Here is a 12,815-nt window from a genome sequence, read left to right as displayed (position 1 = left end):
GGATTGCGGCCCGGGCACGGCGGGGCAAGAATGGTTCCAATCGCACCGACCAACAATCATCGAACGTCTCGGTATCGAATCCACCTGACGCCGGATCGACATCTCTAGTGGAGCTCCAATGAAATTTTCCATCTCCCGCGAAGCCCTGCTGCGCCCGCTCTCCCTGGTCGCCGGGGTCGTCGAGCGGCGTCAGACGCTGCCGGTTCTCTCCAACGTGCTCATCGAAGTCCACAACGACAGCGTATCGCTGACGGGTACCGACCTGGAGGTGGAGCTCATCGGCCGGGCGGTGCCGTCGCTGGTCGACGAGCCGGGCTCGGTGACGGTGCCGGCGCGCAAGCTGATGGATATCTGCAAGTCGCTGCCGGACCAGTCCGAGATCACCTTCACCCTCGAGGATGCACGGGTCGTGCTGCGCGCCGGGCGCTCGCGTTTCACGCTCTCCACGCTGCCGGTAGCGGAGTTTCCCAACATCGAGGACGGCCAGAACGACACCAATCTGTCGCTGCCCCGCGGGACGCTCAAGTACCTGATCGATGCGACGTCGTTCGCCATGGCGCAGCAGGACGTGCGCTACTACCTGAACGGCATGCTGCTGGAGCTGGGCAACCACATCGTGCGGACCGTGGCGACCGACGGCCACCGCCTGGCGGTCTGTGAGCGCAGCGCAGAGATCGAGCTCGAGACTCATCGCAAGCTGATCATTCCGCGCAAGGGCGTGCTCGAGCTCGGACGTCTGCTCGACGGCAGCGACGAGCCGGTCGAGCTGTCACTCGGCGCCAACCACGTGCGTGCTCACACCGGCGAGTTCACCTTTACCTCCAAGCTGGTCGACGGCAAGTTCCCGGACTACGACCGCGTGATTCCCAAGGGCGGCGACAAGACCTTCATCGCCGAGCGTCAGGAGCTGCGTCAGATCCTCTCGCGTACGGCGATTCTCTCCAACGAGAAGTATCGCGGCGTGCGGCTTCACCTGGAGACGGAGAACCTCAAGGTGATGGCCAACAACCCCGAGCAGGAAGAGGCCGAAGAGAACGTCGGGATCGAATACGACGGCGACTCGCTCGAGATCGGGTTCAACGTCGGCTACCTGATCGACGTGCTCAACGTGCTCGACGCCGATCGCATGCAGATGACGCTTTCCGACTCCAACAGCTCAGCGCTGATGGAAGAGCCGGGCGGTGGGGATGCGCGGTATGTCGTCATGCCGATGCGCCTTTGATCACCGGTAATGGCTGCGAGCGCGAATCGCGTTGTTGCACGCCGCCCGTCAAGCTCGCCTGACCTCACTGTTATGCCTCGCTTTTCGGGCGGCGTGCGCCGCGCGTTTCATCACTCTCGCCGATTACCCGCCCGCGGCAGCGGATCCGCTCGTCGCTCGCCGGCTTCTTCCGTATCGGCGAGGTCGTGTGCGAATGCTGCATCACGCTCGTCGGTTACCCGTGACGCGGTAACGCCTCGCTACCTCATACGTTTCCCCCCTCCGGATTCCCATGCCGCTTGATCGGTTGAGCTTTCAGGGTCTGCGCAATCTCGAGCCTTTCGAGATGACGCCGGGGCCGCACATCAATCTCATCAGCGGGGCCAACGGCAGCGGCAAGACCTCCCTGCTGGAGGGAATTCATCTCCTCGGCATGGCGCGCTCCTTTCGCACCCAGAAGCTCAAGTCGGTGATCGGTCACGACGAGGAGGCGTTCACGCTCTTCGGCCGGCTGGCCGGCGATCCGCCGGTACCGCTCGGCGTGCGCCGGCGCCGCGACACGCCGGAGCTCGAGATCCGTGTCGGCGGCGAGCGCGCGGCCCGCATCACCCAGCTTGCCGAGGCGCTGCCGCTACAGCTGATCAATCCGGATGCGTTCCGGCTGCTGGAGGGGTCACCCGCGGCGCGGCGCGAGTTTCTCGACTGGGGCGTTTTCCACGGCGAGAGCGCGTTTCTCGACGTCTGGAAGCGCACCCGGCGGGCGCTGAAACATCGGAATGCCCTCCTCAGGCATGATAGAATCGACGTCCAGTCGATCCGTGTCTGGGAGCAGGAACTGGCGCACTGGAGCGAGCGGCTCGACGCGCTGAGAGAGACGTACATGGCGCGGTTTCTGCCGGTGTTCGAGGAGACGCTGGCGGCACTGCTGCCGCTACCCGATCTGGCGCTTCGCTACTCGCGCGGCTGGGACGGCAAACGCGAACTGCTCGATATCTTCGAAGGCAACCGCGACACCGACCGCCAGATGGGGTTCACCCAGCAGGGGCCACAGCGCGCCGATCTGCGTATCCGCCTGGGGCGCCACCCCGCAGTCGAGGTGCTCTCCCGCGGCCAGCAGAAGCTGGTCGTCAGCGCGCTGAAGCTGGCCCAGGGGCGGCTTCTAGAGCAGTGGAACGCACGCACCTGCCTCTACCTGATCGACGACCTGCCGGCGGAGCTCGACGGCGAACACCGACAGATTTTCTGCCGCTGGCTGGAGACCCTCGACTGTCAGGTCTTCATCACCAGCGTCGATCACTCGGCGCTGGCCGACGTCTGGCAGCCAGGCACGGATGTGGCGACATCGCGCATCTCGAGAGGACGGCTGCACCCGGAATGATTTCACCATGGAGTGAGCAATGAGCGAACAGGCCTACGATTCATCGAGCATCAAGGTCCTCAAGGGATTGGACGCGGTGCGCAAGCGTCCCGGCATGTACATCGGCGATACCGATGACGGCACCGGGCTGCACCACATGGTGTTCGAGATCGTCGACAACTCGATCGACGAAGCACTGGCCGGCCATTGCAGCGAGATCCGCATCGTCATTCACCCGGACGAATCGATCACCGTCTCCGACGACGGCCGCGGCATCCCCACCGATATCCACTCCGAAGGGGTCTCTGCCGCCGAGGTCATCATGACCGTGCTCCACGCCGGCGGTAAGTTCGATGACAACTCCTACAAGGTCTCCGGTGGCCTGCACGGCGTTGGCGTCTCGGTGGTCAACGCACTCTCCGAGCAGCTCAAGCTCACCATCTGGCGCAAGAACCAGGTCCACGAGCAGATCTATCGCCATGGCGTGCCTCAGGCGCCGCTGGCGGTGGTGGGCGATACCGAGAAATCCGGCACCCAGATCAACTTCAAGCCGTCATCGGAAACCTTCGCCAACATCGAGTTCCACTACGACATTCTCGCCAAGCGCCTGCGCGAACTGTCGTTTCTCAACTCGGGCGTGGCGATTCGGCTGATGGACGAGCGCGACGGTCGCGAGGAGCTGTTCCACTACGAGGGCGGCCTCAAGGCGTTCGTCGATCACCTCAACACCAACCGCACCGCGCTCAATCCGGTCTTTCACTTCTCGATGCAGCGCGAGGACGGCATCGGTGTCGAAGTGGCGATGCAGTGGAACGACACCTTCGCCGAAAACGTCTACTGCTACACCAACAACATTCCGCAGCGCGACGGCGGCACGCACATGGCGGGCTTTCGCGCCGCGCTGACGCGCACGCTCAACAGCTACATCGAAGCCGAAGATATCCAGAAGAAGGCAAAGGTGGCGACCGCCGGTGACGACGCCCGCGAAGGTCTCACCGCGATCATCTCGGTGAAGGTGCCGGACCCGAAGTTCTCCTCGCAGACCAAGGACAAGCTGGTCTCTTCCGAGGTGAAGACGGCGGTGGATCAGGAGCTGAGTCGCCAGTTCTCCGATTACCTGGTCGAGCACCCGGGCGAGGCCAAGTCGATCGTCAACAAGATGATCGACGCCGCCCGCGCCCGCGAAGCGGCGCGCAAGGCGCGCGACATGACGCGGCGCAAGGGCGCGCTCGACATCGCCGGGCTGCCGGGCAAGCTCGCCGACTGCCAGGAAAAGGACCCGAGCCTCTCCGAGCTCTATCTGGTCGAGGGTGACTCCGCCGGCGGCAGTGCCAAGCAGGGCCGCGATCGTCGCACCCAGGCGATCCTGCCGCTCAAGGGCAAGATCCTCAACGTCGAGAAAGCGCGTTTCGACAAGATGCTGTCGTCTGCCGAGGTGGGCACGCTGATCACCGCACTTGGCTGCGGCATCGGCCGCGAGGAGTTCAATCCGGACAAGCTGCGCTACCACTCGATCATCATCATGACCGACGCCGACGTCGACGGCTCGCACATCCGCACGCTGCTGCTGACGTTCTTCTTCCGTCAGATGCCGGAGCTGATCGAGCGCGGTCACGTCTTCATCGCCCAGCCGCCGCTCTACAAGATCAAGCGCGGCAAGCAGGAGATGTATCTCAAAGACGAGCAGGCGATGACCGACTATCTCACCGCCACGGCGCTGGACGGCGCGCGTCTCTACGTCAACGAGACCGCCCCGGCCATCAGCGGCGAGCAGCTCGAGACGCTGGTCAACCAGTATCGCGACGTGATGAAGCGCATCGATCGTCTTTCGCGGGTCTACCCCAATGCCGTGCTGCGCAAGATGGTCCATGCCCCCGGCATCGACGAGACCCGCCTCGACGACCGCGGCACCATGCAGCAGTGGATCGACGGGCTGCAGGTGGCGATGGACTCGCTGATCGCTCACGAGGGCGGGCCGCGCTACGTTTTCGAACTTTTCGAGGACACCGAGCGCGGGCTGTGGCTGCCGAAGGTGGCACTCACCGCTCACGGCGTGACCACCGACTACCTCTGGGGTATCGACTTCTTCCGCAGCGCCGACTACCGCGCGCTCTCCGGACTCGGTGCGACGCTCGACGGCTTCATCGAGGAAGGGGCGACGATTGCCCGCGGCGAGCGGCAAAAGCCGATCGAGAACTTCTATGACGCGCTCGAGTGGCTGATGCTGGAAGCCCAGCGCGGGCTCTCGATCCAGCGCTACAAGGGACTGGGCGAGATGAATCCGGATCAGCTCTGGGAGACCACGATGGACCCGGGCTCGCGGCGCATGCTCAGAGTCTCCATCGAGGACGCGGTCGCCGCCGACCAGATGTTCAACACCCTGATGGGCGACGAAGTGGAGCCGCGACGCGACTTCATCGAGCGCTTTGCCCTGGTGGCGAACATCGACATCTAGTCTTCCTCGGCTTTCTGCCAAAGGCGGCCTGCGGGCCGCCTTTTTTGTGAGCGTCGTTCGCCGCCCGAGTCGAACCCGACCGAATCTTCGTCCATGCTGGGCAGCCGGCGACGTGCCGGGTTCTCCTTCATCGATACAGTGAGTCTCCCGTGCCCGAGACGTTCAGCGCCATTGCCGGTCAGTGCTTCGGTTTTGCCTCGTTTGCACTCTGCCTGCTCGCCTTCGCCAACAAGCGCGACGATCGGCTGATGACCTATCTGATTCTCGCCAACGTCGCTTTCGCGCTGCAGTTTCTGTTCCTGCAGAGCTGGACCGCCGCGGCGCTCACTGTCCTGGTCATCGTGCGGATCGCGCTGGCGCGTCGCTACCCCGGCAACATTGGCGTGATGGCGGGGGTGCTCGCCGCGAGCGTCCTCGCTGCCTGGCTTACCTGGCAGGGCTGGGCCGATCTGCCCGCGCTGGTGGCGATGGCGACCGGTACCGTGGGCATGTTCCTGCTTCACGGTATCGCCATGCGCGTCTTTCTCGGGCTGGCGGCGCTGGGATGGATGCTCAGTCATCTGCTGGCGGGCTCGGTGGGCGGCACCCTCGCCGAGGCGCTGGTGATCGTCACCAACGCCATCACCATCGTCCGGCTGATTCGCGCCAGGCGGCGCTATCCGGACGCCTTCGGCGAGACGAAGGAAGAGACGTCGTGACCCCGGCACGCCGCCCATCGCTGGATGACTCGGTGGGAACGACGACGGCCCGCGCCAGAAGCGCGGGCCGTCGTCGTTGTGCGCGGGGCAGTCGCCGCATGCTTGTTTCGCCTCGATCGTCTCAGTCGAAGAAGCTCACCAGCAGCGTGTAGGAGCCCCACAGCGTCAGCAGCGTGGTCGCCACCAGAATGACGTTCTCGACGATGTTGTTGGTCTTGTCGGCCAGATAGCCCTTGTTGTTGGAGATGATCAAAAGGCCCACGGCGATGGCGGGCAGGGCCAGAATGCTCAGGGCGTTGGTGAACAGCACCAGCGTCACGAAGCCCGTCACGCCCGGAATCGACCACACCAGCGGTGTGAAGAGCAGAAACATCGTCATCCAGAAGACCTTCGGGTCCTTGTCCAGATTGTCGGTCTTCTTCACCGCCTGGTTGGCGAGCTGATAGTAGCTGTCGACGATGATCTTGCCGTAGCCGTTGGCGGTGCCGATCACGCTCGAGTAGAGGATGCCGAACACCCCCAGATAGAAGATCCACGCTCCCAGATGGCCCATGTAGAGCATCAGCGCCTGGGCGATGTCGCCGATGTCGGTGACCTCGATGCCGTTGGGCCGCAGAATTTCGGCGCCCACCACCCAGATTGCCAGATCGATGACGATGGCGGCGGCGAAGCTGAACAGCAGATCGTTGCGCTGAATGCGTTTGTGCTCCGGGCGTACCCAGCCGCGGTCGACCAGAAAGTAGGGATAGATCAGGTTGGTCAGCGAGCCGGCCACCGAGCCGACTAGGGCGATCCCCACCAGAAAGGCGTCGAAGGCGGCGGTGTCGTCCGGAAAGCCGAAGCCGACGGTGCCGATCAGAATCTCCACGGGGTCGGGGCCGCTGTAGACCGCAAGCCCGATGAAGCAGAAGGTCAGTACGCCGAGCAGCACCTTCATCATCTTCTCGACGCTCGAGTAGGCATTGCGCCGCATCAGGATGACGCTTGCGATCACCACCACGATCGACAGCACGAACGGGTAGTCGAGCCCCGACATCCAGGCCAGCGCGATCCCCGAGCCCTTGATCATCTGCGCGGTGATCAGGTGACCCATGCAGATCGCCGCGATGCCGAAGAACACCGGGAAGATCTTGTGGATCCGTGAGTAGCCTTCGAGGATCGTCATCCCTTCGCTGTTGTAGATCTGAAAGCGTCCCATGACGTTGAGGATCACGAAGCGCAGCATCAGCGACAGCACCAAAAGCCACATCAGGTTGTAGCCGTAGTTGGAGCCCGACACGGCCGAGGTGATGAGGTCCCCCGCACCCATCATGGTCAGCACCATCACGATGCCGGGGCCGTAGTCGCGGGCGACATTGGCCAGTTTCTTGGCAAACCCGGGGGAGCGGTCGGCGCTCGCCGTCGTCGTGTCTCGTTCAGCCATGGAGCAGCCCTCGAAAGCGATCGGGAAGCCCGCCTGCCGGCGGGCGCAAACGATGGAGTGACGGGTCTTGCGGTTATCTCATGGCTCGCTCACGAGTGTCTTGCCGACGTGGCGAGATTCGTTTCATCGCGTTTCAACCTGAAGCCCGGCGCTCTCGGCGCGCGGCGAGTTCGGCCTCGCGCAGGGTACGCACCGCCGGGCCCACGCGCCGCGTTTCGTGCTCGTCCAGGCCGCTGAGTAGCGGCAGCATCGGCCCCATGTCGGCGGCGCCGGATAGCGTCACCGCGTCGTGCATCACCCGTATCGGGCTGATCGCATCGCGCTGATCCTCGAGCGCCAGGAAGTGCTCGCGGAGGATTTGTGCCTTCTCGATATCGCCCTGCTGCAGCGCCTGTCGTATGCGATTCGAAAGCGTCGGCGCCACGCAGACGCCGCCCGAGGTAAAGGCACGCACGCCGAAGGTCTGCCAGTGCGCGATGACCGGACGCTCGCCGATGCCGCTGATCACGCGCTCGGCACCGAGGGCATCGATCAGCGCCGTCAGATAGACGTCCTCTTCGGGCGTGTCACGGACCACCGCATACTTGACGGCGAATACCGCCCCTTCGTCGACCAGGCGTGCCAGCGCCGCCGGCGAGAGATAGCCGTCGCTTTTCACATAGGCGATCAGCGGTCGGCCGAAGGTTGCCTGAGCGTGCCGAATGCCGGTTTCGATACCCGCCTGCGTCGCCGGAAAGGACTGGGGCAGCACCATCGCGGTGGGAAAGTCGCGCTCGGCCAGCACTCGCGCCTGCGCGATCATTCGTCCGTAATCGGGACCGATCGAGGGGATCATCCAGGTATCGCCGTCGGCGGTCGCGGCGAGCAGGTCGAGCAGCGCCGGGTACTCGTCGAGTCCGAGGTGATAGAGGTTGGCGTTGCCGCCATAGAGGAGAGTGGTGACACCACCCGCGGCGAGATCCGCAACCAGACGGCGATTCTCTGCGCCGACGAGTGCAAGGCTTGCGTCGCGGGCCAGCGGCGGGACCGCGATCACCGAGTGTCGGAGTCGGTCGAGCACTGTCTTGGAATCGACGAACATGCCGGCGTCCTCATCACATGTCGGATGTATGACGAAGCTTATCCGCGCCGGGCGCAGCGGCGAATAGGGATTTGGTCGATACGACTTAAGGCGCAGCCCGGAGGAATGCGGGTGCGTTGGGGGTGGCGACACCGCAAGCCGGTGGCTTCGTCGATGGTTGTATTGTTAGACAAAAGCGCCTGAGTAATAGTCCGCTTCAGCCCACGCCAGCGGCTGTCATCGTGGGTAATCTCGTAAAAAAACCGATATTGATTCCCACAAAACAAGGGATGCACTCATGACAACAACGCTTAATAAGTGCCTGGTGGCCGGTGCCGTGCCGCTCGCCATGCTGCTGTCGGCATCGGCCTTCGCGCAACAGAGCGCAACCGAAGGCGACGTCGAAGTCCTCAACTGGTGGACCTCGGGCGGCGAAGCAAAAGCGCTCGGTGCGCTCAAGGACCAGCTGGCAGAAGACGGCATCGGCTGGCAGAACATGCCGGTGGCCGGCGGGGCGGGCACCAATGCGATGGCCGTGCTGCGCTCGCGCATCACCTCCAACAATCCGCCGACCGCAGCACAGGTGCTGGGCTACGACGCGCAGGACTGGGCCGACCGCGATTCGCTGAGCTCGCTCGACGACGTTGCCGAAGCCGGCAACTGGGGCGAGGTTTTTCCGCAGCCGATCCAGCGTTTTGCCAAGAGCGACGGCCACTGGATTGCCGCGCCGTTCGAGATTCACTCGACCAACTGGGTGTGGGCCAACACGTCGATGATGGACGAGCTCGGCCTCGAGCAGCCCGAGACCTGGGACGACTTCATTGCATCGATGAAGACGGCACAGGACGCGGGCCACACCGGTCTGGCCTACGGCGGGCAGCCCTGGCAGGACGCGACCGTGTTCGAGAACGTGGTGCTGGCCACCGGCGGCGCCGACTTCTACCGCCAGGCGATGATCGATCTCGACCCCGAGGCGCTCGATTCCGACACCATGACCGAGTCCTTCGACCGCTTTCGTGAACTTCTCCAGTACAAGGACGACAACTCCCCGGGGCGCGACTGGAACCTGGCCACGGCCATGGTCATCAACGGCGACGCGCTCTATCAGATCATGGGCGACTGGGCCAAGGGCGAGTTCCTCAACGCCGGTCTCGAACCGGAGCAGGACTTCATGTGCTTCCGCACGCCGGGCACGCAGGAGGCGGTGACCTTCAACAGCGACCTGATGATCATGTTCAAGAACGACGACGAGCAGCAGCAGTCGATGCAGAACACCATGGCCGAGATCATCGGCTCGCCGGAATTTCAGGTGACCTTCAGCCAGTTCAAGGGCTCGGTGCCGGCGCGTACCGACCTGTCAGCCGACGAGCTCGATGCCTGTGCCAAGCGCGGCTACGAGCAGGCCAAGGCCGCCGCCGACAGCGACACGCTGATGGGCAGCATGGCGCACGGCTATGCGGCGCCGGCGAGCGTGAAGAACGCGGTGTTCGATATCGTCTCCTCGTTCGTCAACAGCGACATGCCAAGCGACGTCGCCGCCGAGCAGCTGGCGATGGCGGTGCAGGGCGCAAGCTCCTGATCGAATCCGATTAGACCCGTTCGGCCCCGTCGCATCCGGCGGGGCCTGGCCCTGTATCGAGGTGATCGATGTCGAAACCACCCTCCTCGCGAGGCGGCGCGCGCGAGCGTTTGCAGCACTGGCTGCCAAGGCTCGTGCTCTCGCCGTCGTTCGTGCTGGTGCTCTTTTTCGTCTACGGCTTCATTCTGTGGACGACCTACATCTCCTTTAGCGGCTCCGGCATGATGCCGGACTACACCTGGGTCGGTACCCGGCAGTGGTCGAGGCTATGGTCCTCCTGGACCTGGGGTATCGCGCTGCACAACATCTGGGTGTTCGGGCTGCTCTATATCGTTACCTGTACGGTGCTGGGCCTGCTGCTGGCGATTCTGCTGGATCAGCGCATCCGCGCCGAAGGCACGCTGCGAACCATCTATCTCTACCCGATGGCACTGTCGTTCATCGTCACCGGTACGGCGTGGCAGTGGTTTCTCAACCCGGGGCTCGGGCTCGAGCGCACCATGCATTCGCTCGGCTGGGAGAGCTTTAGCTTCAACTGGCTGATCGACGCCAACATGGCGATCTACACCGTGGTGATCGCGGCGGTCTGGCAGGCGACCGGCTTCATCATGGCGATGTTTCTGGCCGGGCTCAGAGGCATCGACGGCGAGATGATCAAGGCCGCTCAGATCGACGGCGCGCCGACCTGGAAGATCTATGGACGGATCATCATTCCCCAGCTGCGCCCGGTCTTTCTGAGCGCGATCGTGGTACTGGCGCACCTGGCGATCAAGAGCTTCGATCTGATCGTCGCCATGACCGGCGGCGGGCCGGGCAACGCCACCGCGGTGCCGGCGACCTTCATGTACTCCTACGCCTTCTCGCGCAACGAGATGGGCATCGCCGCGGCCAGCGCCGTGTTCATGCTGGCGGTGATCGCCGCGCTGATCATTCCCTACCTCTACTCCGAACTGCGGGAGCCCCGATCATGAGTGCCGGATCCCTCGTTGCCCGCCGCAATACCCTCGCCCGCGCGCTGCTCTATGCCGTGCTGCTGACGTTCGCGGTGATCTATCTGATGCCGCTCTACGTGATGCTGGTGACCTCGTTCAAGCCGCTTGAGGAGATCCATCAGGGCAACATGCTGGCGCTGCCTCAGGACTGGACGTTCGCTCCTTGGCGGGAAGCCTGGGGGAGTGCCTGCATCGGGCTCGAGTGCAGCGGCGTGCACGGCTACTTCTTCAACAGCATCAAGATCGTGGTGCCGGCCGTGCTGATCTCGGGGCTTCTGGGGGCGTTCAACGGCTACGTGCTGACCAAGTGGCGCTTTCGCGGTCACAAGATCGTCTTTGGCCTGATTCTGTTCAGCTGCTTCATTCCGTTTCAGATCATCCTGCTGCCGATGGCGCGAGTGCTGGGCATTCTGCACATCGCCAACAGCACCACGGGGCTGGTGCTGGTGCACATCGTCTACGGCATCGGTTTCACGACGCTGTTCTTCCGCAACTTCTACGCAAGCTTCCCCGACGAGCTGGTGCGGGCGGCCAAGCTCGACGGCGCCGGCTTCTTCACCATCTTCTTTCGCATTCTGCTGCCGGCATCCATTCCGATCATCGTGGTGACGATCATCTGGCAGTTCACCAACGTCTGGAACGACTTCCTGTTCGGCGTCTCCTTCACTTCCGGCGACAGTGCGCCGATCACGGTGGCGCTCAACAATCTGGTCAACAGCTCCACCGGGGTGAAGGCGTACAACGTCAACATGGCGGCGGCGATGGTGGCGGCAGTGCCGACGCTGATCGTCTATATCCTGGCGGGCAAATACTTTCTGCGCGGTCTGATGTCGGGATCGGTCAAGGGCTGAGGATCACATGAGCTTTCTACACATCAACAACATCCACAAACGCTTCGGCGAGACCCACGTGCTCAAGGGCATCGACATCGCCATCGAGAAGGGCGATTTTCTGGTGCTGGTGGGGCCGTCGGGCTGCGGCAAGTCGACCCTTCTGAACATGATCGCCGGGCTCGACGACATCAGCGAAGGCGATCTTCTGCTCGATGGCGAACGGATCAACGATCTGCACCCCTCGAGGCGTGATATCGCCATGGTGTTCCAGTCCTACGCGCTCTACCCGAGCATGACCGTCGCCGGCAACATCGGCTTTGGACTCGAGATGCGCAAGGTCCCCAAGGCCGAGCGCCGTGAAGCGGTCAGGCGCGCCGCCGAGCTGTTGCAGATCGAGAACCTGCTCGATCGCAAGCCGGGGCAGCTCTCCGGCGGCCAGCGCCAGCGTGTGGCGATGGGGCGCGCGCTGGTGCGCGAGCCGCAGCTCTTTCTGTTCGACGAGCCGCTCTCCAACCTGGATGCCAAGCTGCGCGTCGACATGCGCACCGAGATCAAGCAGCTCCATCAGCGCCTGGGCACCACCATCGTCTACGTCACCCACGATCAGATCGAGGCGATGACGCTGGCCTCGCGAATCGCGGTCATGCGAGGCGGTGAGCTGCAGCAGCTGGGCACGCCGCAGGCGGTCTACGACGACCCCAACAACCTCTTCGTGGCGGGCTTCATGGGCTCGCCGTCGATGAACCTGGTCAACGCACGCATTACACGAGACGCCGGTGTGCTGGTGGCCCGCATCGAATCGCCCTCGGGCGATGTGACGCTGCCCATCGTGCGCGATCGTGCCGCCCTCGAGACCTGGTGCGATCGAGACGTGATCCTCGGGCTGCGTCCGGAAGCGATCACCGATCCGTCCAGTGCCAACCGCCAGGACGGCGAGATCCATGAGGCCGAGCTCGAGGTCGAGCTGGTCGAGCCCACCGGCGCCGATCTCTACGTGGTCACCCGGCTCGGCGGTCGCGGCATCAATGCCCGTATGCGTCCGGGTGCGCCGCTCGAGTCGGGCCAGCGGGCGCGTTTTGCCTTCGACGTCTCGCGCATGGTGGCGTTCGACCCGGAGAGCGAAGATCGGATTCGCGACGTCGAAAAAGCCAGTGCCGAGATGCCGGCGGCGGCTCTGGATGTCAGTTAGCGCTGGCTGACTCGCGAGACGCCAACCG

At 63.9% G+C, this 12,815-nt stretch carries 10 protein-coding genes; 8 read left to right on the top strand and 2 right to left on the bottom strand.

Annotation, left to right across the window (positions count from 1 at the left end; translation table 11 throughout):
• The first annotated feature begins 118 nt into the window (after window positions 1-118).
• The 4 genes from dnaN to DOM33_RS12995 all read left to right on the top strand — a co-directional run bounded on the left by dnaN (window position 119) and on the right by DOM33_RS12995 (window position 5,711).
• Entirely contained in the window at window positions 119-1,222 is a 1,104-nt protein-coding gene (gene dnaN / locus DOM33_RS13010) for a DNA polymerase III subunit beta (protein WP_110669647.1), read from the top strand.
• Between the two features lie 271 nt (window positions 1,223-1,493).
• Window positions 1,494-2,579 carry a DNA replication/repair protein RecF gene (gene recF / locus DOM33_RS13005; RefSeq protein ID WP_110669644.1) on the top strand — a complete coding sequence of 362 codons (1,086 nt, stop codon included), beginning with the start codon at window positions 1,494-1,496 and terminating at the stop codon, window positions 2,577-2,579.
• A gap of 19 nt (window positions 2,580-2,598) precedes the next feature.
• A complete protein-coding gene (gene gyrB / locus DOM33_RS13000) occupies window positions 2,599-5,013 on the top strand; it encodes a DNA topoisomerase (ATP-hydrolyzing) subunit B (protein WP_110669642.1) in 2,415 nt (804 codons plus the stop codon).
• 149 nt (window positions 5,014-5,162) lie between these two features.
• On the top strand, window positions 5,163-5,711 hold the full coding sequence (locus tag DOM33_RS12995) for a YgjV family protein (RefSeq protein ID WP_110669640.1): 549 nt from the start codon (window positions 5,163-5,165) through the stop codon (window positions 5,709-5,711).
• Between the two features lie 121 nt (window positions 5,712-5,832).
• Here the strand turns inward: DOM33_RS12995 and DOM33_RS12990 are convergent, their stop codons facing one another.
• Together DOM33_RS12990 and DOM33_RS12985 are read right to left on the bottom strand one after the other, a co-directional pair.
• Entirely contained in the window at window positions 5,833-7,134 is a 1,302-nt protein-coding gene (locus DOM33_RS12990) for an Nramp family divalent metal transporter (RefSeq protein WP_110669638.1), read from the bottom strand.
• Window positions 7,135-7,267: 133 nt separating this feature from the next.
• A complete protein-coding gene (locus DOM33_RS12985; RefSeq protein ID WP_110669636.1) occupies window positions 7,268-8,215 on the bottom strand; it encodes a dihydrodipicolinate synthase family protein in 948 nt (315 codons plus the stop codon).
• Between the two features lie 277 nt (window positions 8,216-8,492).
• On the opposite strand from DOM33_RS12985, the gene DOM33_RS12980 reads away from it, so the two are divergent.
• The 4 genes from DOM33_RS12980 to DOM33_RS12965 all read left to right on the top strand — a co-directional run bounded on the left by DOM33_RS12980 (window position 8,493) and on the right by DOM33_RS12965 (window position 12,787).
• Entirely contained in the window at window positions 8,493-9,773 is a 1,281-nt protein-coding gene (locus DOM33_RS12980) for an ABC transporter substrate-binding protein (protein WP_204352679.1), read from the top strand.
• Window positions 9,774-9,841: 68 nt separating this feature from the next.
• The gene (locus DOM33_RS12975) at window positions 9,842-10,744 is read left to right on the top strand and encodes a carbohydrate ABC transporter permease (RefSeq protein WP_110669634.1); all 903 of its coding nucleotides are present in this window, start codon (window positions 9,842-9,844) and stop codon (window positions 10,742-10,744) included.
• Complete coding sequence (locus DOM33_RS12970) at window positions 10,741-11,616, top strand: carbohydrate ABC transporter permease (protein ID WP_110669632.1); 876 nt, start codon at window positions 10,741-10,743, stop codon at window positions 11,614-11,616. Before DOM33_RS12975 ends, DOM33_RS12970 begins: the two co-directional genes overlap by 4 nt.
• A 7-nt stretch (window positions 11,617-11,623) precedes the next feature.
• Window positions 11,624-12,787 carry an ABC transporter ATP-binding protein gene (locus DOM33_RS12965; RefSeq protein WP_110669630.1) on the top strand — a complete coding sequence of 388 codons (1,164 nt, stop codon included), beginning with the start codon at window positions 11,624-11,626 and terminating at the stop codon, window positions 12,785-12,787.
• Window positions 12,788-12,815 lie beyond the last annotated feature (28 nt).

This window comes from Salinicola halophilus (genome assembly GCF_003206155.1).
Classification (GTDB): domain Bacteria; phylum Pseudomonadota; class Gammaproteobacteria; order Pseudomonadales; family Halomonadaceae; genus Salinicola; species Salinicola halophilus.
The sequence above is the reverse complement of the archived record's forward strand: the minus strand, read 5'-3'. Positions and strand labels throughout refer to the sequence as shown.